This is a genomic window from Aeromicrobium sp. (assembly GCF_023146395.1).
Classification (GTDB): domain Bacteria; phylum Actinomycetota; class Actinomycetes; order Propionibacteriales; family Nocardioidaceae; genus Aeromicrobium.
On sequence record NZ_JAGLCD010000012.1, the window covers coordinates 114,639 to 140,688 of the forward strand.

At 71.4% G+C, this 26,050-nt stretch carries 27 protein-coding genes and 1 tRNA gene; 15 read left to right on the forward strand and 13 right to left on the reverse strand.

Annotated features, from left to right (window positions below; genetic code table 11):
- The first annotated feature begins 20 nt into the window (after window positions 1-20).
- Entirely contained in the window at window positions 21-1,277 is a 1,257-nt protein-coding gene (gene mshA / locus KAG51_RS10395) for a D-inositol-3-phosphate glycosyltransferase (RefSeq protein WP_363316160.1), read from the forward strand.
- Complete coding sequence (locus KAG51_RS10400) at window positions 1,264-1,767, forward strand: YbjN domain-containing protein (protein ID WP_290583353.1); 504 nt, start codon at window positions 1,264-1,266, stop codon at window positions 1,765-1,767. Before mshA ends, KAG51_RS10400 begins: the two co-directional genes overlap by 14 nt.
- 61 nt (window positions 1,768-1,828) lie before the next feature.
- Here the strand turns inward: KAG51_RS10400 and KAG51_RS10405 are convergent, their stop codons facing one another.
- Window positions 1,829-2,365 (reverse strand): hypothetical protein, encoded by a 537-nt coding sequence (locus KAG51_RS10405; protein ID WP_290583355.1) that lies wholly within the window; start codon window positions 2,363-2,365, stop codon window positions 1,829-1,831.
- An 89-nt stretch (window positions 2,366-2,454) separates the two neighbouring features.
- On the opposite strand from KAG51_RS10405, the gene KAG51_RS10410 reads away from it, so the two are divergent.
- The 3 genes from KAG51_RS10410 (at window position 2,455) to KAG51_RS14040 (ending at window position 4,474) form a co-directional block, all read left to right on the forward strand.
- Window positions 2,455-3,135: a DsbA family protein gene (locus KAG51_RS10410; RefSeq protein WP_290583357.1), complete on the forward strand. Its 681-nt coding sequence runs from the start codon at window positions 2,455-2,457 to the stop codon at window positions 3,133-3,135.
- A gap of 27 nt (window positions 3,136-3,162) precedes the next feature.
- A complete protein-coding gene (locus KAG51_RS10415) occupies window positions 3,163-3,909 on the forward strand; it encodes a phosphoglyceromutase (protein WP_290583359.1) in 747 nt (248 codons plus the stop codon).
- Window positions 3,910-4,000: 91 nt separating this feature from the next.
- On the forward strand, window positions 4,001-4,474 hold the full coding sequence (locus KAG51_RS14040; protein ID WP_363316163.1) for a TfoX/Sxy family protein: 474 nt from the start codon (window positions 4,001-4,003) through the stop codon (window positions 4,472-4,474).
- Here KAG51_RS14040 and KAG51_RS10420 read toward each other — a convergent pair.
- Window positions 4,434-5,114 (reverse strand): response regulator transcription factor, encoded by a 681-nt coding sequence (locus KAG51_RS10420; RefSeq protein WP_290583361.1) that lies wholly within the window; start codon window positions 5,112-5,114, stop codon window positions 4,434-4,436. The two genes, KAG51_RS14040 and KAG51_RS10420, sit on opposite strands and share 41 nt — an antisense overlap.
- Window positions 5,115-6,251 carry an ATP-binding protein gene (locus KAG51_RS10425; protein ID WP_290583363.1) on the reverse strand — a complete coding sequence of 379 codons (1,137 nt, stop codon included), beginning with the start codon at window positions 6,249-6,251 and terminating at the stop codon, window positions 5,115-5,117.
- Between the two features lie 134 nt (window positions 6,252-6,385).
- Here KAG51_RS10425 and phoU point away from each other — a divergent pair, with 134 nt between their 5' ends.
- Window positions 6,386-7,036, forward strand: a complete 651-nt coding sequence (phoU, locus tag KAG51_RS10430; protein WP_290583365.1) for a phosphate signaling complex protein PhoU — start codon at window positions 6,386-6,388, stop codon at window positions 7,034-7,036.
- 73 nt (window positions 7,037-7,109) lie between these two features.
- On the opposite strand, the gene KAG51_RS10435 is transcribed toward phoU, so the two are convergent.
- A complete protein-coding gene (locus tag KAG51_RS10435; protein WP_290583367.1) occupies window positions 7,110-7,670 on the reverse strand; it encodes a hypothetical protein in 561 nt (186 codons plus the stop codon).
- A 208-nt stretch (window positions 7,671-7,878) separates the two neighbouring features.
- Between KAG51_RS10435 and KAG51_RS10440 the strand changes: the two genes are divergently transcribed.
- Window positions 7,879-8,364 (forward strand): CarD family transcriptional regulator, encoded by a 486-nt coding sequence (locus KAG51_RS10440; RefSeq protein ID WP_290583369.1) that lies wholly within the window; start codon window positions 7,879-7,881, stop codon window positions 8,362-8,364.
- Between the two features lie 187 nt (window positions 8,365-8,551).
- Here KAG51_RS10440 and ispF read toward each other — a convergent pair whose 3' ends face one another.
- Window positions 8,552-9,019, reverse strand: coding sequence for a 2-C-methyl-D-erythritol 2,4-cyclodiphosphate synthase (gene ispF, locus KAG51_RS10445; RefSeq protein ID WP_290583371.1), 468 nt, complete (start codon window positions 9,017-9,019; stop codon window positions 8,552-8,554).
- Between the two features lie 81 nt (window positions 9,020-9,100).
- On the opposite strand from ispF, the gene cysS reads away from it, so the two are divergent.
- Genes cysS through KAG51_RS10465 form a run of 4 tightly spaced genes read left to right on the forward strand, consistent with a single transcriptional unit; the run spans window position 9,101 to window position 13,276 of the window.
- Window positions 9,101-10,501 carry a cysteine--tRNA ligase gene (gene cysS, locus KAG51_RS10450; RefSeq protein WP_290583521.1) on the forward strand — a complete coding sequence of 467 codons (1,401 nt, stop codon included), beginning with the start codon at window positions 9,101-9,103 and terminating at the stop codon, window positions 10,499-10,501.
- Complete coding sequence (gene rlmB / locus KAG51_RS10455) at window positions 10,501-11,445, forward strand: 23S rRNA (guanosine(2251)-2'-O)-methyltransferase RlmB (protein WP_290583373.1); 945 nt, start codon at window positions 10,501-10,503, stop codon at window positions 11,443-11,445. The genes cysS and rlmB overlap by 1 nt, the downstream gene beginning before the upstream one ends.
- A 48-nt stretch (window positions 11,446-11,493) precedes the next feature.
- Window positions 11,494-11,973, forward strand: a complete 480-nt coding sequence (locus KAG51_RS10460) for a hypothetical protein (protein ID WP_290583375.1) — start codon at window positions 11,494-11,496, stop codon at window positions 11,971-11,973.
- A gap of 58 nt (window positions 11,974-12,031) precedes the next feature.
- Window positions 12,032-13,276 (forward strand): hypothetical protein, encoded by a 1,245-nt coding sequence (locus KAG51_RS10465; protein ID WP_290583377.1) that lies wholly within the window; start codon window positions 12,032-12,034, stop codon window positions 13,274-13,276.
- A gap of 13 nt (window positions 13,277-13,289) precedes the next feature.
- Here KAG51_RS10465 and KAG51_RS10470 read toward each other — a convergent pair whose 3' ends face one another.
- On the reverse strand, window positions 13,290-14,597 hold the full coding sequence (locus tag KAG51_RS10470; protein WP_290583379.1) for a D-arabinono-1,4-lactone oxidase: 1,308 nt from the start codon (window positions 14,595-14,597) through the stop codon (window positions 13,290-13,292).
- Window positions 14,594-15,754 carry an amino acid deaminase/aldolase gene (locus KAG51_RS10475; RefSeq protein WP_290583381.1) on the reverse strand — a complete coding sequence of 387 codons (1,161 nt, stop codon included), beginning with the start codon at window positions 15,752-15,754 and terminating at the stop codon, window positions 14,594-14,596. The genes KAG51_RS10470 and KAG51_RS10475 overlap by 4 nt, the downstream gene beginning before the upstream one ends.
- Window positions 15,755-15,828: 74 nt before the next feature.
- Here KAG51_RS10475 and KAG51_RS10480 point away from each other — a divergent pair.
- The 3 genes from KAG51_RS10480 (at window position 15,829) to egtD (ending at window position 18,315) form a co-directional block, all read left to right on the forward strand.
- Window positions 15,829-15,904: transfer RNA gene (locus KAG51_RS10480), tRNA-Thr, on the forward strand.
- A gap of 165 nt (window positions 15,905-16,069) precedes the next feature.
- The gene (gene egtB, locus KAG51_RS10485) at window positions 16,070-17,341 is read left to right on the forward strand and encodes an ergothioneine biosynthesis protein EgtB (RefSeq protein WP_290583383.1); all 1,272 of its coding nucleotides are present in this window, start codon (window positions 16,070-16,072) and stop codon (window positions 17,339-17,341) included.
- Window positions 17,338-18,315, forward strand: coding sequence for an L-histidine N(alpha)-methyltransferase (gene egtD, locus KAG51_RS10490; protein WP_290583385.1), 978 nt, complete (start codon window positions 17,338-17,340; stop codon window positions 18,313-18,315). The genes egtB and egtD overlap by 4 nt, the downstream gene beginning before the upstream one ends.
- 93 nt (window positions 18,316-18,408) lie before the next feature.
- Here the strand turns inward: egtD and KAG51_RS10495 are convergent, their stop codons facing one another.
- Window positions 18,409-18,825 (reverse strand): DUF6314 family protein, encoded by a 417-nt coding sequence (locus KAG51_RS10495; protein ID WP_290583387.1) that lies wholly within the window; start codon window positions 18,823-18,825, stop codon window positions 18,409-18,411.
- Between the two features lie 56 nt (window positions 18,826-18,881).
- Here KAG51_RS10495 and KAG51_RS10500 point away from each other — a divergent pair, with 56 nt between their 5' ends.
- Window positions 18,882-20,036 carry a serine hydrolase domain-containing protein gene (locus tag KAG51_RS10500; RefSeq protein ID WP_290583389.1) on the forward strand — a complete coding sequence of 385 codons (1,155 nt, stop codon included), beginning with the start codon at window positions 18,882-18,884 and terminating at the stop codon, window positions 20,034-20,036.
- A 201-nt stretch (window positions 20,037-20,237) separates the two neighbouring features.
- Here KAG51_RS10500 and KAG51_RS10505 read toward each other — a convergent pair whose 3' ends face one another.
- The 5 genes from KAG51_RS10505 to KAG51_RS10525 all read right to left on the reverse strand — a co-directional run bounded on the left by KAG51_RS10505 (window position 20,238) and on the right by KAG51_RS10525 (window position 26,041).
- Window positions 20,238-22,064, reverse strand: coding sequence for a phosphoenolpyruvate carboxykinase (GTP) (locus tag KAG51_RS10505; RefSeq protein ID WP_290583390.1), 1,827 nt, complete (start codon window positions 22,062-22,064; stop codon window positions 20,238-20,240).
- Between the two features lie 106 nt (window positions 22,065-22,170).
- Window positions 22,171-22,974: an enoyl-CoA hydratase-related protein gene (locus tag KAG51_RS10510; protein WP_290583391.1), complete on the reverse strand. Its 804-nt coding sequence runs from the start codon at window positions 22,972-22,974 to the stop codon at window positions 22,171-22,173.
- 52 nt (window positions 22,975-23,026) lie between these two features.
- Window positions 23,027-23,986: a glucosyl-3-phosphoglycerate synthase gene (locus KAG51_RS10515; RefSeq protein ID WP_290583392.1), complete on the reverse strand. Its 960-nt coding sequence runs from the start codon at window positions 23,984-23,986 to the stop codon at window positions 23,027-23,029.
- Complete coding sequence (folP, locus tag KAG51_RS10520; RefSeq protein WP_290583393.1) at window positions 23,979-24,851, reverse strand: dihydropteroate synthase; 873 nt, start codon at window positions 24,849-24,851, stop codon at window positions 23,979-23,981. Before folP ends, KAG51_RS10515 begins: the two co-directional genes overlap by 8 nt.
- Window positions 24,848-26,041, reverse strand: coding sequence for an AI-2E family transporter (locus tag KAG51_RS10525; RefSeq protein WP_290583396.1), 1,194 nt, complete (start codon window positions 26,039-26,041; stop codon window positions 24,848-24,850). The genes folP and KAG51_RS10525 overlap by 4 nt, the downstream gene beginning before the upstream one ends.
- Window positions 26,042-26,050: the final 9 nt, after the last annotated feature.

Here is a 26,050-nt window from a genome sequence, read left to right on the forward strand (position 1 = left end):
GCGTGGGAGATGATGGCCAGGTGAGTGTTCGACGGGTGGCCATGCTGTCGGCCCACACCTCACCGCTCGCGCAGCCGGGTGACGGTGACGCCGGCGGCATGAACGTCTACGTCATGGAGCTCTCGCGCCGACTCGCCGCCCGCGGCGTCGAGGTCGAGATGTTCACCCGTGCGACCTCGCGCCACCAGGAGTCGTGGGCCCAGGTGGCCCCGGGCATCACGGTGCGTCACGTCGCCGCCGGTCCGTTCGAGGGCCTGCGCAAGGAGGACCTCCCGGCGCAGCAGTGCGCCTTCGTCCGCGACGTGCTGCGGGTCGAGGCCGAGCACGGTCCCGACTACTTCGACCTCGTGCACTCGCACTACTGGTTGTCAGGCCAGGTCGGCACCGTGGTCCGCGACCGCTGGGGCCTGCCGCTGGTGCACTCGATGCACACCATGGCCAAGGTCAAGAACGCGCTGCTCGCCTCCGGCGACGCCCCCGAGCCCCTCGGACGGGTCCGCGGCGAGGAGGAGATCGTCCGCCTCGCCGACCGCCTCGTGGCCAACACCGACGACGAGCGGGCGCAGCTCATCGGCCTGTACGACGCCGATCCCGAGCGGGTCGACGTCGTGCACCCCGGCGTCGACCTCGACCGCTTCCGGGCGGGCCGTCGGGCCGAGGCCCGCCGCCGGCTCGGCATCGCCCCCGACGTCGCTCTGGTGCTCTTCGCCGGCCGGATCCAACCGCTCAAGGCGCCCGACCTCGTCGTGCGGGCGGCCGCCCGACTGCTCGCCGACGACCCGGGCCTGCGCTCGCGTCTGCAGGTCGCCGTCGTGGGTGGTGCCTCCGGGTCCGGGCTCGAGCGCCCCACCTCGCTCGCCGATCTCACCGACCGGCTGGGGCTGACCGATGTCGTGTCGTTCGTGCCCACGGTGCCCCAGGCCGAGCTCGCCGACTGGTACGCCGCGGCCACGGTGGTGTGCGTGCCGTCGCACAACGAGTCGTTCGGTCTCGTCGCGATCGAGGCCCAGGCGTGTGGCACCCCGGTCGTGGCGGCGCGGGTCGGGGGACTCCCCACCGCGGTGGCCGACGGTGTCAGCGGGGTCCTCGTCGATCGTCAGGACCCGGCCGCCTACGCGGCCGCCCTGCGGCCGTTCGTGCTGGATCCGGGCCTGCGCGACGCGATGGGGGCCAAGGCCGTCCTGCACGCCGAGGGCTTCAGCTGGGACATGACCGCCGAGAGCACCCTCGCGTCCTACGCCGCCGCCAGCCAAGGAGTCGTCCGTGTCCCCAGCTGATCCGTCACCGCGCGAGGTCATCCTCCACGCGCTCACCGAGGCCGAGCTCGATCACACCGAGCACTCGCCCGGGGTGTTCGACGTCGACCTGCCAGGTGAGCGCAAGCTCACGACCTCCGTCCGGCTCGAGGTCGGACGCCACTCGCTCGGCATCCACGCCTTCGTCGCGCGGCGTCCGGACGAGAACCACGAGGGCGTCTACCGGTGGCTCCTGGAGCGCAACCTCAAGCTGTTCGGGGTGGCCTTCGCCGTCGACGCCGCGGGTGACATCTACCTCGACGGCCGGCTGCCGCTGCACGCCGTGACGCCCGACGAGATCGACCGGCTGCTCGGCGCGGTCCTGACCTACGCCGACGAGTCGTTCAACGTGATCCTCGAGCTCGGCTTCGCCTCGTCGATCCGCAAGGAGTGGGCGTGGCGCGAGTCGCGCGGCGAGTCGACCCGCAATCTCGAGGCGTTCACGCACCTGCGGCCCGACAGCAGCAGCTGACCGACGCCGGCGTCGCTCGGGGCAGGCTCCCGCCACGACCCGCGTGACCGGCGTGACTCGCTCAGCCGTGCACGGCGCCGTTCGTCAGCACCGCCTGCACGAACTCACGGGCGTAGCCCTGCTCGCGCAGGTCCTTGAAACCGTTCTGCGTGAACCGGTTGACGCGCTCCCGGCTGACCGTGCAGCGCACCGGGCCCATGGGTCCGTTCAGCTCGACGTCGCCCTTGGGCGCGAGCGCGCTGAGCTGCCGGATCCGCAGGTGCGTGCACGGCACCTGCCAGTCGGGGGCGTCGGCACCGTCGCGCGTGAAGGCCAACCGGCCACCGACGAGGTCGATCCGGCCGAACGTCGCGTTGAGCGAGCCACCCATCGCGCCCAGGAAGCCGCCGCCGGGGATCATGGCGTCCCACGTGCCGTCGACCGCCCCAGGTCGTGGGGGTGGCGCGACCGAGCCGTCCGGGGCGGGGCCGGGGCCCACGGGAGGCCGTGGTCCGAGGTCGGGCCGCGTCCGCCGCGTCGCCGAGAGCGTGAAGACCGTGACGAGCAGCACGATGAGGGCCGACGCCCCCAGGGCGACGAGCACCACGACCCCCGTCACCGGTCGACCTCGTCCACGGGCCCATTCTCCCAGGCCGCTCGCGGCCCGCGCGGCGCGTGGCGTCACGCCCCGCCGGTAGCGTGGGACCCATGAAGGCCACGCTGTTCGTCGATGTCACCGACCCGTGGTCGTTCATCGGCGCCACGCGGTTCACCCGGGCGGCGGCGACCTACACGATCCTGACCGGTGAGCCCGTCCGCACGACGCTGCGGGCGCACCTGCTCGAGCCGGACGTCGTGTCCCAGGGTCGTCCGCTCATGACGGCGCTGGCCGAGCGGCTCGGCGGCGCCGACAAGGCCGAGCTCATGAACATCCGGGTCACCGGAGCGGCACGCATCACCGGGATCGACCTGAACTTCGAGGACGCCGTCGAGGCGAACTCCTTCGACGCCTGGCGCCTGCTCACATGGGCCGACGAGGCCGGACCCGGCGTGCAGTACGACCTGGCCCAGCAGCTCTGGCGGGCCCACCTGCTCGAGGGAGCCGACATCGCCGACCACCTCGTGCTGGCCACGCGGGCCGCGCTGGTGGGCCTGGACCTCGAGACCGCGGAGGCGCTCCTGGCGAGCACCGAGTACGCCGACGCGGTCCACGCCCAGCACGCCGCCTCGCTCGAGATCGGTGCGCTCGACGTGGGATTCGACCAGCTCCCGGCCATCGTCGTCGACGACGAGTGGTCGCTCTCGGGCGTGTACTCCCAGCACGACTACGTGCAGTCGCTCGAGAAGGTCCGCAACGAGCGTGGCGAGCCCTGGCCGGAGAACCGCTAGACCTTCCGGATCGGTAGGCTCGCGGTCATGACTTACACGCTCGTCCTGCTGCGCCACGGGCACAGCGAGTGGAACGCCAAGAACCTGTTCACCGGTTGGGTCGACGTCGACCTCAACGAGCAGGGCGTCGAGGAGGCGGGCCGCGGTGCCACGCTCCTGGCCGATGCGGGTCTCGCGCCGGACGTGTCGCACACGTCGCTGCTGCGCCGGGCCATCCGGACCTCGCAGATCGTCCTGGACGGCATCGACCGGCACTGGATCCCGGTCAAGCGCTCCTGGCGGCTCAACGAGCGTCACTACGGCGCGCTCCAGGGCAAGGACAAGAAGGCCACGCTGGAGGAGTTCGGCGAGGAGCAGTTCATGACGTGGCGCCGGTCGTACACGACCCCGCCGCCGCCCCTGGCCGACGACTCGGAGTTCAGCCAGGCCGAGGACCCGCGCTACGCCGCGCTGCCGGACGAGCTCCTGCCGCGTACCGAGTGCCTGGCCGACGTGCTCGACCGGATGCTGCCCTACTGGTACGACGAGATCGTGCCGGACCTGCTCGACGGCCGCACGGTGCTCGTCACGGCGCACGGCAACTCCTTGCGGGCGCTCGTCAAGCACCTCGACGGGCTCGGCGAGGACGAGGTCGTGGGTCTCAACATCCCCACGGGCATCCCGCTGGTCTACGAGCTCGACGCCGACCTGCGCCCCACGGTGCCCGGTGGCACCTACCTCGACCCCTCCGCCGCGGAGGCCGCCATCGCCGCCGTCGCCAACCAGGGCCGCTAGTACCGCTCGCGAGAGAGTTTGTTGGTGGTCACGAGAGACTTCGTTGGTGGTCACGAGAGACTTCGTGCGTGATCGGCGCCAGGATTGAGCCATGGCCAGCGACCCGGAGCTCGTGGAGCGTCTGCGTGAGTGGTTCGCCGAACGCGGCGTGACCGACGAACGACGCATGTTCGGCGGGCACGCCTTTCTCGACGCGGGCCGCATGACCGCCTGCGCGAACTCGCGAGGTGAGCTCATGGTGCGCTGCGACCCGGACACCACCGACCAGCTGGCCGCAGAGCCCGGTGTCGTCCAGACCGAGATGCGGGGCCGCCCGATGAAGGGCTGGCTCGACATCGAACCGGCAGCGGTCACCGACGACGTCGATCTCGCTCGTTGGCTGTCCCTGGCCCTCACCTACGCCCGGAGCCTCCCCCGACCTAAGGGCCCGCGCGGATCCATGGGCCGAGCGAAGCGAGGCAGGCGCCCGGGCGAAGCCCGGCAGCGACGAGGAACGAGTCGCTGGACGAGCGAAGCGAGGCGCCCTACCCGTCCAGCTTGTAGCCGAGGCCGCGCACGGTCGTGAGGGTGACGGGGTTGGCCGGATCGTGCTCGATCTTGGCGCGCAGCCGCTTGACGTGGACGTCGAGAGTCTTGGTGTCGCCCACGTAGTCGGCCCCCCACACCCGGTCGATCAGCTGCCCGCGGGTCAGCACGCGCCCGGGGTTGCGCAGGAAGAACTCGAGCAGCTCGAACTCCTTGAGCGGCAGCCGCACCTCGGTGCCGTCGACGCTCACGAGGTGACGGTCGACGTCCATGCGGATGCGGCCCACCTCCAGGGAGGCGGTGTCGTCGATCTCGTCGACCGTGCCGCGGCGCAGCACGGCGCGGATGCGGGCCACGAGCTCGCGCGGCGAGTACGGCTTGGTGACGTAGTCGTCGGCGCCCAGCTCCAGACCCACGACCTTGTCGACCTCGGTGTCCTTGGCGCTGACCATGATGATCGGCACCGACGAGGACTGGCGGATCTGTCGGCACACCTCGGTGCCCGAGAGCCCGGGCAGCATCAGGTCGAGCAGCACGATGTCGGCGCCGTTGCGGTCGAACTCCAGCAGCGCGTCGGGACCCGTCTCGGCGACGGCCACGTCGAAGCCCTCCTTGCGGAGCACGTAGGAGAGGGCCTCGCTGTAGCTGGTCTCGTCCTCGACCACCAGAACCTTGGTCACTTACTTCTCCTCATCGACTTCGGGATCGAAGGCCGGGAGCACCAACGTGAACGTCGAACCGAGTCCCGGTTCGCTCCAGACCTCGACCGAGCCACCGTTGCTGGCGGCCACGTGCTTGACGATGGACAGGCCGAGGCCCGTCCCTCCGGTCGACCGCGCCCGTGCGGGATCGACCCGGTAGAACCGCTCGAAGATCCGCTCGAGCTCGGAGGCGGGGATTCCCACGCCGTTGTCCGACACCGTGATCTTGACGTCGTCGTCGACCCGCTTGGCCGTGACGGCGACCCGTGACTCCTCGGGGGAGTAGGTCACGGCGTTCTCGACCAGGTTGCTGACCGCGGCGTGCAGCTGGGCGCGGTCGCCGAGGACGTAGAGGTCGCCGTCGACCGTCGAGCGCAGGTCGATCTGCTTGGCCTCGGCCTCGGTCAGCGAGTGCTCACAGGCCTCGGCGACGAGCTCGCCCACCTTCATCGTGACGGCGTCCTCGCTGAGGGTGTCGGCCTGCAGCCGGGACAGGTCGATGATCTGCTGCACCAGGCGGGTGAGGCGGTCGGCCTCGTCGGACATGCGGGCCGAGAAGTGGGCGACGGCCTCGGGGTCGTCGGTCGCCTCCGCCACGGCCTCGGCGAGGAGCTTGATCGCGCCGATCGGAGTCTTGAGCTCGTGACTGACGTTGGCGACGAAGTCGCGCCGGATCATGTCGAGCCGCTGGGCGGCGGTGCGGTCCTCGGCCAGCACCAGCACGAGGCGGGACGTGAGCGGCGCGATGCGGACGTGCACCTGGAGCGGTGCCGAGCGCCGGATCGGCACCTCGACGTCGGCATCGCGGATCTGACCGTCGCGTCGCACCTGACGCACGAGCGCGAGCAGCTCCTCAGGATGCAGATGACCGTCGCGGACGATGCCGAGCGCCACAGCCGGTGCGGAGGCGTGGTCGACCCGGTCGTCGACGTCGACGATGACGGCCGAGGAGGACAGCACGCGCAGCACCGCCTCGGCGCCGCTCGGCACCAGGGGTGCCTCGACGACCTCCGGTTCCTCGCGTCGTCGTTCGTCGAACCTCCAGATGAAGGTGATCGCGGCCCCGAGCACGAGTCCGGCGGCGCCGGACAGCACCCAGGCGACTTCTGTGTCCACAAGCGCGATCGTACGGTGCCGTTCACCTCAAGATCGCTTGCCGACCCCTGTCATCGCGGGTCTTTCGGCGGCCGTTCACGTCTCGTTCACCGGGGGTCGCTCCTCGTTCACCGCATCGGACTAGCCTCAGGGTCATGCGTGATCTCTACTACGAGCAGCTCGACGCGATCGTCGACGACATGGTGACCCTCACGGGCTCCGTGCGTCGCGCCGTCGCCGCTGCCACCGCCGCCCTCCTCAACGCCGACGCACCGCTTGCCGAGCAGGTCATCGACGGCGACAAGGTCATCGACGAGACCATCGAGGGCATCGAGGAGCGCGCGCTCCTGCTCCTCGCCACCCAGCAGCCGGTCGCCACCGACCTGCGCCAGCTCGTCGCGACCTTGCGCATGCTCACCGATCTGGAGCGCATGGGCGACCTGTCGGTCCACGTGGCCAAGGTCGCCCGCCTGCGCATGCCGGAGGTCGCCGTCCCGACCAGCCTGCAGCCCACCATCATGGCGATGGCCTCCGTGGCCGACCAGATGATCCACGCCGCATCGCGCATCGTGGCGAACCGCGACCTGGTGGCCGCCGAGAAGCTCGAGGACACCGACGACGAGATGGACAAGCTCCGCAAGGAGCTCTTCCGCGTGCTCCTCGGCGACAGCTGGGACCACGGGGTGGAGCCGGCGATCGACCTGGCGCTGCTCGGGCGCTACTACGAGCGCATCGGCGACCACGCGGTCTCGATGGCGCGCCGCGTCGTCTACCTGGTCACCGGTGAGGTCCCCTCGCACGAGTGATCACCCGCCGATCGAACGACGACGGGCCCCCACCACGCGGTGGGGGCCCGTCGTCGTTGCGGGGAGCGTCACGTCAGTGCGACGAGGAGCCCTCCCGCTCGGCGTTCTTCTGGGTCGCCTCGAAGCCGGGCTGCTTGAGGTTGCCGCCCGGGTCGGCGCCCGGCGGCAGTGCGACGTCGGCGTAGACCGACGTCCGCGTGACCGACGGGATGCGGATCTCGACGTCGTCGGCGCCGTTGAAGGTCAGCGTCAAGGTGTAGTACAGGCCGATGAGGTCGATGCCGGAGGTCGTGTAGACCTTGCTCGGCGACTGGCGGGCCGCCTCCTCGGTCTGGCCGAGCGTGCGGGCCTGGCCGGGAACGATCTCGAGATCCTCGGAGTCGGTGCTCACCAGCTCGAGCTCGTTGCCCTCGCCGTCGACGAGGGTGGCCGAGGTGAGGCGCTGGTCGCTGTCGGTCTTGTTGACCAGGGTGGCCGAGAGGGTCGCGGCGCCGTTGGTGCTCACCACGAGCAGGGCGTTCAGGACCTGGATGTCGGCCTCCCGGTCGTCGGCGCCCACGGCCGCCTGGTACTGCTGGTTCGTCTGGGCGTTGAAGCTGGTGCCGCAGGCGCCGGTGGACAGCACGGCGGCCACGACAGCGGTCGCAACGAGAGTTCGGCGGTGGCGGGGCAGACGCACGGCGAGGGCCTTTCGCGGGGGGCGGGCAACGGGGCCGATCCTATCCAATTCCGGCATCCGGCCACGCACCGACCGGCGATCGTCGCCGTCGGCATGAAAAACGGCCAAGAAGGGCCTGAGTTCCGCGTGGTAAACTGGGCTTTCTAGGAAAGGTGCTTTCTCTATGACTTTTACGGTCGGCGAAACGGTGGTCTACCCGAACCACGGGGCGGCAGTGATCGAGGACATCGAGACCAGGAAGATCAAGGGAGAGGATCGTGACTACCTCGTGCTGCGCATCATCGCGCAGAACGACCTCGTCGTCCGCGTCCCCGCCTGCAACCTCGATCTCGTGGGGGTGCGCGACGTCGTCGACGCCGACGGCCTCGAGCGGGTCTTCAGCGTCCTGCGTGCCGAGCACGTCGAGGAGCCGACCAACTGGTCGCGCCGGTACAAGGCGAACCTCGAGAAGCTGCACTCCGGCGACGTCATGAAGGTCTCGGAGGTCGTGCGCGACCTCTGGCGCCGCGGCAACGACCGCGGCCTCTCCGCCGGCGAGAAGCGCATGCTCGCCAAGGCCCGTCAGATCCTGGTCTCCGAGCTCGCGCTCGCCGAGAACACCAACGAGGACAAGGCCGAGGCCCGCCTCGACGAGGTCCTCGCCAGCTGATCGTCAGCCAGCAGAGCTCGACCACCGTGCGGTTCGCCGCCGGTGGTCGAGTTTTTTGTGGGGGCCCGGCCGGCGGTCCCGGCCGTGGTTCGACCGAACCTGAGGGAATGCGGGTGTCCCGGCCCCCTCAACCCCTCAGACTGCGTCGCGCAGCAGCCACAAACCCTCAGACTCCGTCGTCGGGGGCTCAGGCGAGCGTGAGCAGGGCGGTCGCGATCGCGGCCACCCCCTCGCCGCGGCCGGTGAGGCCGAGGCCGTCGGTCGTGGTGCCCGAGACGCTCACGGGGGCGCCGATCGCCTGGCCGAGCACCTGTTGGGCCTCGTCGCGGCGTGAGCCCACCCGTGGCTGGTTGCCGATGACCTGGACCGCGACGTTGGCGATCTCGAAACCGGCGGCCCGGACCCGGTTGGCGGTCTCGTCCAGGAACTCCACCCCGGAGGCTCCGGAGCGGCGCGGATCGTCGACCCCGAAGACCGAGCCGATGTCGCCGAGCCCGGCGGCGCTGAGCAGCGCGTCGACCATGGCGTGGGCCGCGCAGTCGCCGTCGGAGTGTCCGTCGAGGCCCCGGGGCGCGTCCGGCCAGAGCAGGCCGGCGACCCACAACGGGCGGCCGTCGACGAGCCGGTGCACGTCGGTGCCGATCCCGGTTCTCATGGCTCGATCATGCCGTACGCTCCCCGCCCCCCGCGGGGGACGGGGAGAGGGCGCCGGGCCGATAGACTCGTGCGTGTGACGGTGCGCCTGTACGACTCTGCGACCCGGGAGACGACCGACCTCGTGCCGGTGGTGCCCGGGCAGGTGAGCATCTACCACTGCGGTCTCACGGTGCAGGGCCCTCCGCACCTGGGCCACATCCGCAAGGAGGTCGTCTTCGACGTCCTGCGGCGCTGGCTCGAGCGGGCCGGCTACGAGGTCACGATCATCGCCAACGTCACCGACGTCGACGACAAGATCATCGCGAAGGGCCGCGAGCAGGGGCGCCCCTGGTACGCGGTCGCCTACGAGAACGAGCGGGCGCTGCACGCGGCGTACGAGGTGCTGGGCTGCACAGCGCCCACCTACGAGCCGCGCGCCACGGGGCACGTGCCCGAGATGATCGAGATGATGCAGACGCTGATCGAGCGCGGCCACGCGTACGCGGCCGACGACGGTTCGGGCGACGTCTACTTCGACGTGCGCTCGTGGCCCGCCTACGGCGCGCTCAGCAACCAGAAGGTCGACGAAATGCAGGCCGCCGAGGACGCGCCGCCCGAGGGCAAGCGCGACCCCCGCGACTTCGCGCTCTGGAAGGGCAGCAAGGCGGGGGAGCCTGAGACCGCAAGCTGGCCCACCCCCTGGGGTCGCGGGCGCCCCGGCTGGCACCTGGAGTGCTCGGCCATGGCCGCGAAGTACCTCGGCCACGAGTTCGACATCCACGGCGGCGGGCTCGACCTGCGCTTCCCGCACCACGAGAACGAGCTGGCCCAGTCCTCGGCCGCGGGGCAGGCGTTCGCCCGGCGCTGGATGCACAACGCGATGCTTAACCTCGGCGGCGCCAAGATGTCCAAGAGCGTCGGCAACACGCTGTCGGTCAGCGAGGTCGTCAAGCGCTTCCCGGCCATCGCGGTGCGCTACTACCTGCTCGCGGCGCACTACCGCTCGGTCATCGAGTACTCCGAGGAGGCCCTGGCCGAGACCGCCGTGGCCGTCGAGCGGATCACCGGTTTCGTGACCCGCGCGGCCGAGCTCGTGGGCCCGGGCGAGCCGGGCGAGGTCCCAGCGGAGTTCGCGGCCGCGATGGACGACGACCTCGCGGTGCCGGCGGCGCTCGCGATCCTGAACGGGTCGGTCACCCGGGGCAACGGGCAGCTCGCCACCGGGGGACCGGAGCTGGCGGCCACGCTCGCCGAGGTGCGGGGCATGCTCGACGTGCTCGGCGTCGACCCGCTGTCTCCGGTCTGGGTCGCCCGCGGTGGCGCATCGGGCGCCGACGCGGCGCTCGACAGCCTGATCGGTGACCTGCTGGACCAGCGCGCGACCGCGCGCGCTGACAAGGACTTCGCGGCAGCCGACCGGGTGCGCGATCAGCTCACGGCCGCCGGGATCGAGATCGAGGACACCCCCCACGGACCTCGGTGGACGGTGAAGGGACAGTAATGCCAGGCAACAGCCAGCGCCGAGGCGCCATCAAGAAGTCCGGCAAGGGCAATCCCACGGCCGGATCGGGAGGGCGTCGCCGCCAGGGCCTGGAGGGCAAGGGGCCCACGCCGCGCGCCGAGGAGCGTCCGAACCACAAGGCCTACAAGATGGCCAAGGCCGCCGACAAGCGCCAGGCCGCCCGGCCCAAGCGCAAGGGCAGTGACGGCGGGCCGGAGTGGGTCGCCGGCCGCAACTCGGTCGTCGAGCTGCTGCGCGCGAAGGTGCCCGTGGCGGGTCTGTACATCGCCGAGGGCATCGAGCGCGACGAGCGGCTCCGTGAGATCTTCCGGCTGTCGTCGGAGCACCACGTGCCGATGCTGGAGATCACGCGCGGCGAGCTCGACCGGCTCACGACCGGTGCGGTCCACCAGGGCATCGCGGCCAAGCTCAACGCCTACGAGTACGCCCACCCCGACGACCTGCTCGACCTGGCCGCCGAGCGCGGCGAGGACCCGCTCATCGTCGTCCTCGACGGCGTCACGGACCCCCGCAACCTCGGCGCCGTCGTGCGGTCGGCTTCCGGCTTCGGCGCCCACGGCGTCGTGATCCCGGAGCGACGCTCGGCCCAGATGACCGCGTCGGCGTGGAAGACCTCCGCCGGTGCCGCAGCGCGCGTGCGCGTCGCCCGCGCGACCAACCTCACGCGGCAGATCAAGGCGTACCAGGAGGCGGGCGTCATGGTCGTCGGCCTGGCCGCCGACGGCGACGTCTCGCTGCCCGACCTCGAGCTCGCCGACGGGCCGCTCGTGGTCGTGATCGGCAGCGAGGGCAAGGGCATCTCGCGTCTGGTGGCCGAGAACTGCGACCAGCTCGTCAGCATCCCGATGGCGTCCGACCTGGAGTCGCTCAACGCCGGCGTCGCCGCCGGCATCGCGCTGTACGCGATCTCCCAGCAGCGCTGAGGTCGTCCTCGCCGCGCACGGGCGTGCCGCCGCGGTGAGGATGGGTCCATGACCTGGTTCGAGGCGAGCAGGACGTCCGAGGCCGTCGTGACGGCGCAGCGCAGCGCGGTGTGGGACGCGCTGGTCGATCCCGACGCGATCGCGTCGATGACGCCGCTGGTGGAGCGGATCGAGGCCGACGGCGATCACTGGCACTGGCAGCTGCAGACCGTTCCGGGGCTGGGCGTCAGCCTGGCGCCGGCGTTCACCGCGCGGCTGGAGACCGACGAACCGCACCGGATCGAGTTCGTCCACGACCCGCCGGAGGGTCGGCACGAGCGTGCAGGCGTGGACGGTGTCTACGACCTGATCGAGGTGGCGGAGGGCACGCACCTGCGGATCGAGCTCGGGGTGCGCGTCGACCTGCCGCTCCCGCGGCTCGCACGTCCGGCCGTCACGTCGACGATCCAGGGCGTGCTCGCGTCGATGGGGAAGGGGTTCTCGGCGGCCTTGCTCGAGCGTCTCGGAGCGGAACAGCTCGACACCTGACTGCGTCCCTGAGAATGAATTTGACAATCGTTCTCACCAACTGATGAAGTGTCGCCCCATGATCACTTCTTCATCTCGCCACCCCCTTCGCCGCCGCCACGCGGCCGTGCTCGGCGCGCTGGCCCTGGGCCTGGCCGCCTGCGGCTCCGAGACCGACGCCGCCGACGAGTCGTCGGCCGCCGCCGAGCCCGTCGAGGTCGACCAGGCCACGCCGCGCCTCGTCGTCGCCTACGCGGACCACGTCGAGGTCTTCGACGCCACCACGATCACCTCCGAGGGCACGATCGCGACCGACTCCGCCCCCTACGTGCAGACCGCCGCCGACGGCCGCCACGTCTTCACGCTCGCGCACCAGGACGAGAAGATCGGCCTGATCGACGCCGGCACGTGGGTCGAGGCGCACGGCGACCACGGCCACTTCTTCACGACCGAGCCGACCGAGACCGAGCTCGAGCTCGACCACCTCTCGTACCACGCCGTCAGCGACGACGAGCGCAGCGTGATCTGGTACGACGACCAGGGCTCCTTCGGCGTGCTGGACCACGACGAGCTCGAGGGCGGGACGATCGAGCCGCAGGTCTTCGAGCTCGGCGAGCCGCACCACGGGGTCGCGGTGCCGACCTCCGACGGCGGCTTCCTCGCGACGGTCGCGGTCGACGGCGACGCCACCGGTGTGGCCGTGCTGGATGCGACGGGCACCGAGACGAACCGATTCGAGACCTGCCCGGGCCTGCACGGCGAGACCCACGTCGGCGAGACGGGCTACGCCTTCGGCTGTGACACGGGCATCCTGGTCGTGGACGGTGGGCAGGCGCGCTCGATCGCCTCACCCGTCGAGGGTGCTGGCACGGGCACGCTCGCGTCCGACCACGAGAGTCCGGTCGTCGCGGGCACGCTGTCGGCCGAGGACCAGCCGGAGCTCGAGACCCGCCTCGCGCTGTACGACACCGCGGCCGACACCGCCAGCGTCGTCGAGCTGGGCGCCGCGTTCAGCAACATCGTCGTGAGCGAGGGACGCGCGATCGTGATCGGCACGGACGGCGCCCTGCGGGTCGTCGACCTGGCCACGGGTGCGGTCTCGACCGTCCCCGCCATCGCGGAGTGGGACAAGACCGAGGACTGGAAGGAGGACCGTCCGTACCTCGCCGTCGCGGGCGACACCCTCTGGATCACCGACCCGTTCGCCGGAGCGATCCACACGCTCGACCTCGCCACGAGCACGCTCGAGACCGTCGAGGTAGACGGCAAGCCCGGCCGTCTGGTCGTCGTGGGTGCCTCGGCCACCGAGGGTCACTCGCACTGACCTCCCGGCAGGATCAGGTGCCCAGCACCCGGTCCAGGTAGGCGTTGGTGAACCGCCGCTTCGGGTCGACGTCCTCGCGGATCGCGAGGAAGTCCTCGAAGCGGCGGTACCGCGTCGCCAGGTAGTCCGCGCCGAGGGTGTGCATCTTGCCCCAGTGGGGCCGACCCTCGTGCGCGGTGAAGATGTCCTGCGCTGCCGCGAAGTAGGCCGTGGGGTCGGTCCGGTGGTACTGGTGCACCGCGACGTAGGCGTTGTCGCGCTCGTGCCCGGTCGACATCCAGACGTCGTCGGCACCGGTGAACCGCACCTCGATCGGGAACGACACGAGCTCGTGGCGGGCCGCGAACCAGGTCTGCAGCTCCTCGATCACCGGCGCCAGAGCGGCCCGGGGCACCGCGAACTCCGACTCGCGGAACCGCACCCGGCGTGGTGAGACGAACACGTCGAAGGAGTCGGCGGTGTAGGTACGGGCGCCCAGCATCGACCCGGAGATCGCGTTGATGTGCGGCACGAGACCGGGGCGTCGCGCGGCGACGCGCTGCACACGCTCGTACACGGTGTTCGACAGGAACTCGTCGTCCCACCAGTGGCGCAGGCGCCCGAGCGGCGCCGCAGCGGTGCCGTGGGGCACGCGGGTGTTGCGCTTGAGCAGGGCCTTCTCGGTGTGCGGGAACCAGTAGAACTCGGCGTGGTCGTAGTCGTCAGCGAGCTCGTCGAGCCGCCCGACGAGATCGGGCAGGCTCGCCGGCTCCTCGCGGGCCTGCAGCAGGAAGGCCGGCACGCACCGCAGCGTGACCTCGGTGACGATGCCGAGTGCGCCGAGGCTGACCGGGATGGCCGTGGCCCACGGGTGCTCGGCATCGACCTCGAGGAGGTCGCCGTCGCCAGTCACGAGCTGGAGACCGGCCACCGCGGCGGCGATGCCCTGCAGCCGGCCGCCGGTGCCGTGGGTGCCGGTGGAGATCGCGCCGGCCACCGACTGCGGGTCGACGTCGCCGAGATTGGGCAGGGCCAGCCCCAACGCCGCGAGCTGTGGATTGAGCTCGTGCAACGAGATGCCGGCCTGGACCCGGACGAGGCCAGTCGTGACGTCGTGGTCGAGCACGCGGTTCATGCGGGCCAGGCTCAGGGCGATGCCGTCGGTCGCGGCGATCGGGGTGAACGAGTGGCCCGCGCCGTGGGCCTTGACCGTGCGGCCGTCGCGAGCCGCGCGGGCGACGATCGCCTGCACCTCGGCTGTCGTCGTCGGGTGCTCCAGGGCGACCGGAGCGCTGCGGACGTTGCCCGCCCAGTTGGTCCACGTGGGTGTCGATGGGCTCATCCGAAGTTCTTCCCCTCGCCGCGGTAGGTGGCATGTGACGTGACCGGGCCTGCGGCGTCGACGACGTGGATCGCGTCGAAGCGCTCGCACATCTCGCCGGCCTTGGCGTGGCGAAAGAGCACGCGGTCGCCGGGCCGCAGCATGCGGGCGGCCTTGCCCGTGAGCGGCGTCTGGACCTCGCCCGTGCCCTCGGTGCCGATCAGGGTCAGGCCCTCGGGGAAGACCGGGGTGGGCACGCGAGCGTCGCCGGCCGGCCCGGAGGCGATGTAGCCGCCGCTGAAGCAGGTCGCGATCCCGCGCGCCGGACGGCGGACGACGTCGAGGGCGAAGAAGGCCGCGGGGCGGGCCTCGAACGCGTCGTAGCCGTCGAACAGGGTCGGGCAGAAGAGGCCGGATCCGGCCGTGAGCTCGGTGATCGCCGGGTCCTGACCGGTGACCTCGAGGCTGCCGGTGCCGCCCGCGTTGACGAGCTCGAGGTCGGCCACGGCACGAACCGTCTCGACGACCGCGGACCTGCGCTCGGCGAGCTCCGCGGCGGAACGCTTCTTCACGAGGCGCACCGCCGGTGAGGTGTCCGGCAGTCCCGCGATCTGCGCGTCGTAGAACATGACGCCGACGAGCTCGAAGCCGGGCCGGCGGGCGATCGCCTCGGCGACCCGACGGGCCTGCTTCGCGGTGTGCACGGGGGAGCGGCGCACGCCGAGGTGGATCGGTCCGAGCCGCAGCGACGCGTCGACGTCGAGGCAGACGCGGATCGTGGGGTGCCGGACCCCGAGGACGCCGTCGATCGCGTCCAGGGAGTCGAGCGAGTCGACCATGACCGTGATCGCGTCGCGCCGGTGCTGCTCGGCGGCGAGGTCGCGCAGCGCCGGGGCGTTGACGCTGGGGTAGGCCAGCAGGATGTCGTCGTGCCCGAGGTCGGCGAGCCACAGGCTCTCGGCGAGCGAGTACGTCATGAGCCCCTGGAACGCCTCGTGCGCCAGGGCCTGGTCGATCACCGCGCGCACCCGGACCGACTTGGTCGCGACCCGCACCGGCACCCCGTGGGCGCGGCGGGCGAGATCGGCCAGGTTCGCCTCGAGCGCGGCCCCGTCCAGGAGGGCCAGCGGCGCTGGGAGCTCGCGCGTCGCGTGCAGGAGGTGGGCGGGGTCGGTCACGGTCTCAGTATGCCCACGGACCGAGCCGTCGCGGCAGGTTCATGCACTAGCCTGGTCGGGTGGCTCGGCCACGCGCCCCTGTAGCTCAGTTGGTAGAGCGCTTCTCTTGTAAAGAAGATGTCGCGGGTTCGACTCCTGTCGGTGGCTCCAGCAGGGTGCTTCTCTCGCGCCACGACTCTCGGGGTCGACGTCGCGCCCCTTCCTTCGGCGACGCACGTGAGAACTCGGTGAACTTCTCGCGTGGCGGTGTCAGGTCCCGTGCGACTGTCGGTGGCCCCACCTATCGTGGAACGCAACCGAGACGAGGAGTCGAGGATGTCGGAACCACGCTGGGACCCGGCCGAGCTGGAGGCGCGCTTCGCCCAGGTGCGCGCCCACACCGAGGCGTTGGCCAAACCACTGTCCCCCGAGGACCAGACGGTCCAGACGATGCCCGACGTCTCGCCCACCAAGTGGCACCGGGCGCACGTCACCTGGTTCTTCGAGACCTTCCTGCTGGCCGAGGTCGAGCCGGGGTTCGCGCCCTTCCAGGACCAGTACTGGTTCCTGTTCAACAGCTACTACGAGGCCGTCGGTCCGCGGTACACGCGCGCCGAGCGCGGCGCCATCACGCGGCCGGGTGCGCACGACGTCGGGCTGTACCGCCAGAACGTCGACGCCCGGGTCCGCGACCTCATCAGCACGCTCGACGACGGCACGCTCGACAAGCTCGGCTCCACGATCGAGCTGGGCTTCCACCACGAGCAGCAGCACCAGGAGCTGTTGCTCATGGACATCAAGCACGTGCTGTCGGTCAATCCGTTGCGGCCGGTCTACGCCGGCAGCCCCTCGCCCCGGTCCGAGCCCGACCAGATGGGCTGGATCGACGTCGAGGGCGGCCTGGTCGAGGTCGGCCACGAGGGCAGCGGCTTCAGCTTCGACAACGAGCTCCCGCGGCACCGTGCCTGGCTCGAGCCGTACCGCATCGCCGACCGCCTCGTCACCAACGGCGAGTGGATGGAGTTCATGGCCGACGGCGGCTACCAGCGGCACGAGCTCTGGCTCTCCGACGGCTGGGCCAAGGTCACGGGTGAGCAGTGGCGCTCGCCCTTCTACTGGCGCGACGACGACGGGGTCTGGTCCGAGCACACGCTGCACGGCACCCATCCGGTCGATCCCGGCCTGCCCGTCACGCACGTCAGCCACTACGAGGCCGACGCCTACGCCACGTGGCGCGGCATGCGCCTGCCCACCGAGCCCGAGTGGGAGCACGCCGTCGTGGCCGACGGCACACCGCCTGCGGCGGACGGCGCGCCGTCGCTGCACGCCACCGCCGCGGGTCCGGCCACGGGCCACCTGCGCCAGGTGCACGGCGACGCCTGGCAGTGGACCTCGTCGGCCTATCTGCCCTACCCCGGGTTCTCGGCCCCCGACGGCGCCATCGGCGAGTACAACGGCAAGTTCATGTCGGGCCAGATGGTGCTGCGCGGCGGATCCGCGCTCACGCCCCCGGGTCACGCGCGGCACACGTACCGCAACTTCTTCCCGGCGGGTGCCCGATGGCCCATGACCGGGGTCCGGTTGGCCGACGGTGGGGTGCGGGCATGAGTCAGCGTCCTGAACCGGCCGTGCGCGTCGTGCTCGACCCGGAGCGTGCCTCGGGGAGCCTGGTCGCCGACGTCCGACGAGGGCTGGGCTCGGTGCCGCGCACCCTCCCGCCCAAGTGGCTCTACGACGACCGCGGCTCAGACCTGTTCGACCAGATCACCCGGCTCCCCGAGTACTACCCGACCGAGGCCGAGCGCCGCCTGCTCGAGGAGCACGCGGCCGAGGTCGCGAGCGTCACAGGTGCCTCCACGGTCGTCGAGCTCGGCAGCGGCACGAGCGACAAGACCCGCACCCTGCTCGACGCGTTCGACGCCGGCGGATCGCTGCGCCGCTTCGTGCCGGTCGACGTCAGCGAGTCCACGCTGCGCGAGGCGGCCGTCATGCTCGCGCAGCGTTACCCGGGCCTTTCGGTCGAGCCCCTGGCCGGCGACTTCACGCTGCACCTGAGCCACCTGCCCACGGGCGACCGCAAGCTCGTGGCGTTCCTGGGTGGCACGATCGGCAACTTCTACGTCGAGGAGCGGGCGGCGTTCCTCGGCGCCCTCGCCGACTCGCTCGCCCCGGGTGACTGGCTGCTGCTCGGCACCGACGTCGTCAAGGAGGCCGACCGCCTGGTCGCGGCCTATCACGACTCCGCGGGCATCACGGAGCAGTTCATCCTCAACAGCCTCGTCGTGCTCAACCGCGAGCTGGGCGCCGACTTCGACCTCGAGGCCTTCAGCTACGTCCCGTTCTGGGACCCGGCGATGGAGCGCATCGACATGCGTCTGCGGGCCGAGTCGCCGCAGCGGGTCACGCTTCCCGGAGCCGACCTGGTCGTCGACCTCGCGGCCGGTGAGGAGATCCGGGTCGAGATCTCCACCAAGTTCCGCCCCGAGAAGCTGCGCCGCGAGCTCGCCGACGGTGGATTCACGGTGGAGCACCTCTGGACCGACGGCGACTTCGCCCTGACCCTCGCCCGCCGCGACGGCTAAGGTCGCTTTACCTCACCGCCTGGATGTGGACACGTCCGCACGAGTTTCGGCCCCCGCTGCGTGCCGAAGTGTCCACATCTCGTCGGTCGGGCGCTACCGCTTCACCTCGCGGGTCAGTCGGGTCGTCATGGTGTAGTCCTTCGCCGGGCCCGAGACGTTCCAGACCACGGTCCAGTCGTCCGGCCGGTCGATCTGGATCCGCCCCTCATAGGTGTCGGCGCCGCACGGGTGCACGACCGTCTGGCCCACGGACCACGGGTGGAAGTCGCGGCCGTCCTCGAACGTGACCCACCAGCCGTCGGGCCGCCGCTCCACGAACAGGTTCCGGAAGACCGGAGTCTCGCCGCCGTCCCACGTCATGGTCCCGGTCTCGCTCCAGCGGACGCGCCCGTCCTCGCCTACGGCGAGCTCGGTCGTGCCGACGACGTGGCGCGCCGGGCCGAGACGGTCCTCGATGTCGCGATCGAAGCGCCAGGTGCCCACGCGCTCGCGCGGATCAGTGACAGCCACCCGCCGAGCCTGCTGGCTGCGACGCGCCGCGGTCAAGTCACTGCCACGATGGAGCCATGACCGACCTCGAGGACCGTGTCCGAAGCAGGGTGGCCGAGCTCACCGCCAACCACGACATCCCGGGCGCCACCTGGGCGATCGTGCGTGGCTCCGGCGACGACCGGACCGTGCACGTCGAGTCCCTCGGCCGCTACGCCGACGACTCGATCTTCCGGGTCGCCTCGCTGACCAAGCCGATCGTGGCGGTGCTGACCGCGGCCCTCGCCTGCGACGGCGTGCTGGGCCTGGACGACCCGGTGGAGCGCTGGGTCCCGGAGCTCGCCGGCCGGCAGGTCCTGCGCGCACCCGACGCCGAGCTGGACGATGTCGTGCCGCCGGCCAGGTCCCTGACCGTGAGCGACGTGCTGGAGATGGGTGCCGGCCTCGGGTGGGGACCGGTGCTCGAGGGCACGCCGCTCCAGCGGGCCCAGGCCGAGCAGCAGCTGGAGTCGACGTGGCTGCCGAGCCCCGTGAACCCCGACGAGTGGGTGCGACGCCTGGCCTCGGTGCCGATGGCGCACCAGCCGGGGGAGGGATGGCTCTACCAGATGTCGTACGACCTGCTGACCGTCGTGCTGGAGCGGGCCACGGCGACCCCGCTGGACGAGCTGTTGCGCGATCGCCTGCTCACGCCGGCCGGCATGACCGAGACCGGATGGAGCGTGGGTCCGGCTCAGCTGGGCCGGGTGCCCGCGCAGTACTTCCCCAACCGGGTCGGCGAACGGGTCGAGGTCGCTCCGCCCGCCGATCCGAGCCTGGTCGAGCTCCCCGCCTTCCGGTCGTCGGCCACCGGGCTGCTCTCGACGGCCGCGGACCTGGCGCGATTCATCGAGCTGCTGCTCGACGAGGGGGACGCCCCGGGTGGCCGAGTGCTGCCCGCGGCAGCCGTGCGGCACCTGGGCCAGGACCGCCTCGGAGCGGGGGCGCGACCGATGGCGGTGGCCGACCTCGGGCCCACACTGGGATGGGGCCACGGTGTCGCCATCGATCTCGAGCCCCGGTTCCCGGGATCTCACGCGGGTCGGTTCGGCTGGCACGGTGGCACGGGCGCCTCCCTCTGGGTCGACCCGAGCGCGGGGGTCGGCGCCGCGATCCTGACCCAGCACGGGATGGGCGGCACGACCGGTGCCGACTACGTGGAGGCGTTCTTCGCCGCGGTGCACGCGGTCTGACGCGTCGTGGCCGGGCGGTGAGCAGGCAACCTTCACCGGTCTCACCAGGTTGCCGGCTCACCGCCCGCGTCGCGGAGCGGTGGGCTGGCAACCGCTCATGCCCGCGAGAGGTTGCTGACTCACCGCCAGAGGACGGCAGAACGCCGTGGGGCGGACCCGATCAACGGGCCCGCCCCACGGCGTCGGTGCTGAGTGCGCTGCCTACTCGGAGGCCTCGAGGGCGGCGGCGACGCGGCGGTGCGCCTCCCAGATCTCCTCGGGCAGACCGTCGAACTGGGCCAGGTGCTTCTCGCGGTGGCCCATCTCCTGCTTCCAGCGGTCGGTGTCGATCGTGAGCACCGTGTCGAGATCGGCCAGCGCCTGCTCGTCGAGCCCGTCGAGCAGCAGCTCCTCGCGCTTCGGGATGACGCCGACGGGCGTCTCGACACCCTCGACCTCGCCGTTCTTGTACTGCATGAGCCACACGAGCGGGCGCAGGTTCTCGCGGTAGCCGGGCCACAGGAAGCGGCCGTCGTCGCCGCGCTGGAACCAGTTGACGTGCGCGAAGATCGGCTTGGTCGTGGTGCGGCTGAAGACCTCGAGCCAGTGCGCCGCGTAGTCGGCCTCGGCGTACGACATGAACGGACGCATCGACATCGGGTCGTAGCGGAGCACGCCCTCCAGGCCGTCGGCCGCGGCCGTGGCCTCGGCGCCCAGCGTCAGGCCGTCGTACACGCCCTCGGCGACGTCGGTGATCGCGCGCACGAGCGGCTCGCGGTCACGCGTGCGGCCACCGAAGATGACGCCGTGGATCTCGACACCGGCCGGGTCCTCGAAGTCCTTCGCGACGTTGGGGACGTTGGCGAGCGTCGTGGTGAACCGGCTGTTGGGGTGCGCCCACGGGGCGTCGACCTCCTCGCCCGAGCGGTCGGCGATGAGATCGCCCTTCCAGTCCTCCCAGCCGTCCAGGTCGGTGGGCTTGGGGCCCTTGCCCTCCCACCAGACCTCCTGGGTCTTGGCGTTGTAGGCGACGTTGGTGAAGATCGCGCCCGTGCCCTCGACGATCGAGTCGACGGCCGTGGGGTTGGTCTTCTCGTTGGTGTCCTTGGCGACGCCGAAGACCCCGTTCTCGGGGTTCATGCCGTAGAGCTTGCCGTCGTCGCCGACCCAGAGCCACGCGATGTCGTCGCCGTAGAACTCGACGTAGTAGCGGTCGCCCAGGGCGTCGGGCGCCAGCGTCATGGCGAGGTTGGTCTTGCCCGAGGCCGACGGGAAGCCGCCACAGATGTGGTACTTCTTGCCCGTCTCCTTGTCGACGACGCCCAGCAGCATGAACTGCTCGACCAGGAAGCCGTTCTTCCAGCCGTCGTAGGCGCCCTGACGCAGACCGTGGGCGATCTTGCCCAGGAGGGCGTTGCCGCCGTAGGAGGAGCCGTAGTGCAGGATCGTGCGCTCGTCGGCGACCGTGACGAAGTAGCGCTGGTCGTCCGGGGTGCCCTGACCGAGGTTCGGCAGGTCGCCCGTGACGTGCACGGCGCGCACGAAGGAGTCGCCGAGATCGTTGATGTGGTCGACGCCGACGCGGGCCATGCGGATCATCTGCATGACGACGTTGCGGTTGTCGGTGAGCTCGACGCCGGCGGCGAAGTTCTCCAGCGGCGAGCCGGGGGGCGCCATCAGGTAGGGGATGACGTACATCGTCTTGCCGGCGGACGCGCCGGTCATGAGGCCGACGAGCTTGTCCTTCATCTCGGCGGCGGGACGCCAGTTGTTGTAGACGCCCTTGTCGCCCTCGTCGCTCGTGGCGACGATCGTGCGCTCCTCGGCACGCGCGGTGTCCTTGTAGTAGGAACGCGAGTAGTAGCGGCCCTGGCCGACCGGCAGGAGCTCCCCGGCCTCGACCGCCTCGGCGACGAGGCGGTCGTCGTCACTGGCGTTGACGACCTCCAGGCGCTCGGCGCCCGTGATCTCGAACCAGTGCTTCACGTACTCGCGGACGTGCGTGTTGGTGAGTCCGGCAGCGTCCAGAGTTGCGTCGACGTCGGTCATCGCCCGTGGGTTCCTCTCGTTGGCGCGGCGCCATCCTCGGGCACCTTGCAGGGCATCGTGCCACATCCCGGCGACGCGGCGTCCGGCAGCGTCGGGGGGTCTGCCGTCAGCGATCCGTGAACACCGCGGCGCGCTTCTCGCGGAACGCCGTCGTGCCTTCGACGAAGTCGGCGGCGACCAGCAGCCCCGCCTGACCCTCGAGCTCGACCTCGAACGCGTGGTCGAGGCTGGCGAGGGTCGCGTCGTTCACGGCCTGCTTGGTCAGGGCGTACGCGACCGACGGGCCGGCCGCCAGCCGTGCGAGGACGTCGTTGACGTGGGCGTCGAAGGTGTCGGCGCGCGAGACCGAGGCGATGAGCCCCTGCGCGGCGGCGTCTGCCGCCGTGATGCGCTCGGCCAGCAACGCCATGCGCATCGCGGTGGCGCGGCCGACCGCGGCCGCCACGAGCGCCGTGGCCCCGCCGTCGGGCATCAGGCCGATCCGGGTGAACGCGAGCATGAAGAACGCCTGGTCGCTGGCCAGGGTGAGGTCCGCCGCGAGCGCGAGCGGAACGCCGATGCCGGCGCACGGGCCGTGGACGGCCGACACGACCGGCAGCGGGGAGGTCGTCATGGCGCGCACGAGGCGCTCGCCGGCGACGATCGTGTCGGTCTTGGCCGGACCGTCGTCAGCAGTCGGGTCGCCCCCGATGTCGGCCCCCGAGCAGAAGCCGCGGCCCTCGGCGCGCAGAGCGATCACGGAGGCACCGTGGTCGGTGGCCTGCTCCACGACGTCGGCGAGGTCCTCCAGCATCGCGCCGTCGATCGCGTTCAAGGTGGTGGCGCGACGCAGCCACAGGGTCAGGACCCCATGGTCGACGGCCCAGCCGATCGAGTCGCCCGAACGCGTGCCTGGAGTGAGGTCGGTCATGCTGGCACCCTAACGCAGTCAGGGGTGACCGTACGGGCTGATCGGGCCGGCCTCAGCGGCCGACGGGGGCCAGGAGCCGGGTCGTCACCGTCTCCCGCGTCCGGACCAGGCGGTCCTGGGCGTCGCGCGCGAAGCGCGTGTGGGAGGTCCGGACCTCACGCTGACCGTCGAGGCAGAGCAGGAACGCCGCGCGGACCTGGGCCGCCATGCGCCCGAGCGCGTCGAGGTCGTGGTGGCGGTGCGTCCGGTGCCCGAGATCGACCTGGCACATCGCGTCGAGCCCGTGTGCGCGCCAGGTCAGCAGCAGGTGCCCCAGGTCGACGCCGTAGCCCGAGACGACGGGTTGCCCGGCCACGGCCCGCCGGCGCACCGCGTACTCCCCGGCCAGCGGCTGGGCGAAGCCGGCCAGCTCGGGGGCGCGCTCGGCGATCGAGGGGCGTGCCACCAGCTCGGTGACCCGGCCGCCTCCGTTGGCGCGCTGGCCCCCTGACGCGCCGTCGCCGACGCCACGGGCGGCCTCGGGCCGGAACGGACGGTCGTAGAACGCCTTGGCGAGCGCGAGCGTCGGGTCGTCGAGCAGGGGAGCCAGGAGCCCCGTGACGTAGCCCTCGCGGAAGGACTCGACGTCGGCGTCGAGGAACACGACGAGATCGGCGTCGGTCCCGGCCAGGCCGCTGCGGATCGCTCCGCCCTTGCCGTCCTGCGGATCGGCCGTGCACCGCACGACGCGTGCCCCCGCCGCCGCGGCGACGTCTGCCGTGGCGTCACGCGAGTGCGAGTCGACGACCACGATCTCGTCGAGAAGTCCGTGCCGGTCGAGCGGGCCTGCCCCGAGGGCGCGGACGATGTCACCGACGGTGGCCTCCTCGTCGCGGGCCGGCAGCACCGCGGCGACCCGGAGACCGTCCTTGCGGGCGGCCAGCTCGGCGGGGTCGTGCTCGGTGGCCGCCAGGGTGCGCCGGGCGAACCAGTCGTCGACGGCCGTGGGGCCCGGTCGTTCGTGTTCAGGCAAGACCGCGCACCGTCCTCGTCGGACGCCGGTCCCCGGCGATCGTCGCCACGGTCTCCAGGACCCGGCGGGTGGCCGCGACGTCGTGCGTGCGGAACATCGCCGCACCCGCCTGGGCCGCCCAGGCGGTGGCCGCCAGGGTTCCCTCGAGCCGCTCCTCAGGGGGCAGGTCGAGCGTCTCGCCGATGAAGTCCTTCCGGCTCAGCGCCATGAGCACCGGCCACCCCGTGGCGACGAGCGCATCGGTGCGCCGCACGAGCTCGAGGCTGTGCCAGGTGTTCTTGCCGAAGTCGTGGGTCGGGTCGATCAGGATGCCCTCGCGCGGGACCCCGGCCGCGACGAGGTCCTGCGCCGCCCGGGTCGTGGTGCTGATGACGTCGGCCACGACGTCGTCGTAGTGCACGCGGTGCGGGCGGGTGCGGGGCACGGCGCCTCCGGTGTGCGAGCAGACGAATCCCGCGCCGTGCTCGGCCGCGACGTCGCGCAGGCGGGGATCGGCGCCGGCCCACGTGTCGTTGACCAGGTCGGCCCCGGCCTCCAGGCACCGGCGGGCCACCTCGGCCCGCCACGTGTCGATGCTGAGGACGACGTCCGGGTGCTCCTCGCGGACGGCCCCGATGAAGCCGGCGGTGCGGCGCAGCTCCTCGGTCGCGTCGACGTCGTCACCGGGGCCAGCCTTGACCCCGCCGACGTCGAGCACGTCGGCTCCCTCCGCGACCGCGCGGCGCACGGCCTCGAGGGCGGCGTCGTCGGCGAAGTTCGCGCCGCGGTCGTAGAAGGAGTCGGGGGTGCGGTTGATGATCGCCATGATCAGCGCGCGGTCACGTCGCAGGGACCGCCCGCGGACGGTCAGGTGGGGCAGGGTCACGGTCGGCCGGCGTCGGCGACGTCGTGAGCAGGCTCGACGTCCTCGTCGTCCTGGTGCCTGCGCGCCGAGGCCGCGGAGTCTCCCGGCGGTGCGGCGATGTCGACGTTGGCGTCGATCTGCTCGTTGACGTAGCGCAGCACCGTGGCCACCGTGGCCACGACCGGCACCGCGAGGAAGGCGCCGGTGATGCCGAACAGGGAGCCGCCGGCCAGCACCGACAGCAGGACGACGGCGGCGTGCAGGTTCATCGTCTTGCCCTGCAGCCAGGGCGAGAGCACGTTGCCCTCCAGCTGCTGTACCGCGAAGACGATGAGCAGGACGATGAGGGCGTCCTGCGGCGAGTTGGTCACGAGCGTCACCAGCACCGCCAGCGCGCCGGAGACGAAGGCGCCGATGATCGGGATGAACCCGCCGAAGAACGTGATGACCGCCAGGGGGACCCAGAGCGGCACGCCCACGATCAGGAGGCCGATGCCGATGATGACGGCATCGATGAGGGAGACCAAGGTCTGCGTGCGGATGAATCCGCCGAGCGTGTCCCAGGCCCGTCCCAGCACCGCGACGGTGTGGACGCCGGCGCGCTGGCCCGCGAGCGCGCCGACCCACGGGAGGAACCGGTGGCCGTCCTTGATGAACAGGAAGGTCAGGATCAAGGTGACGACGATGTTGAGGACGACGCCCGTGGCGACCCCGATCGTGGAGAACACGCCGGCGCTGATGGCGGACGCGCTCGTGCGGATCTGCTCCTGCACGGCGGAGATGGCGTTGGTGATCTGGTTGTCGGTGACCTCGAACGGGCCGTTGCGCAGCCAGTCGCGGACCTCGGACAGGCCACTGACGGCCTTGTCGGCGATGTCCGGCGCCTGACCGGCGACCTGGGGGGCCAGGATCGCGATCGTCGTGCTGATGATGCCGATGAACCCGATCATGACGGCAGCCGCGGCAAGCCCTGAGGGCACGCGGCGCCGGCGCAACCACGTGACGGGCGGGGCCAGGACCGTGGAGATCACGAGCGCCAGGGCGACCGGGAACCAGATCATCCACGTGTGGCCGATGACCCACCCCAGAACGTACGCGGCGGCAGCGATCACGACGGCGCGCAGGGCCCAACGCTGGAAGATCGCGAAGCCGCGGTCGATCACGACGGCGCGGTCCTTGACAGGACGGGAGGACGGCGCGCGGTCGGTCATGCGCTCAGC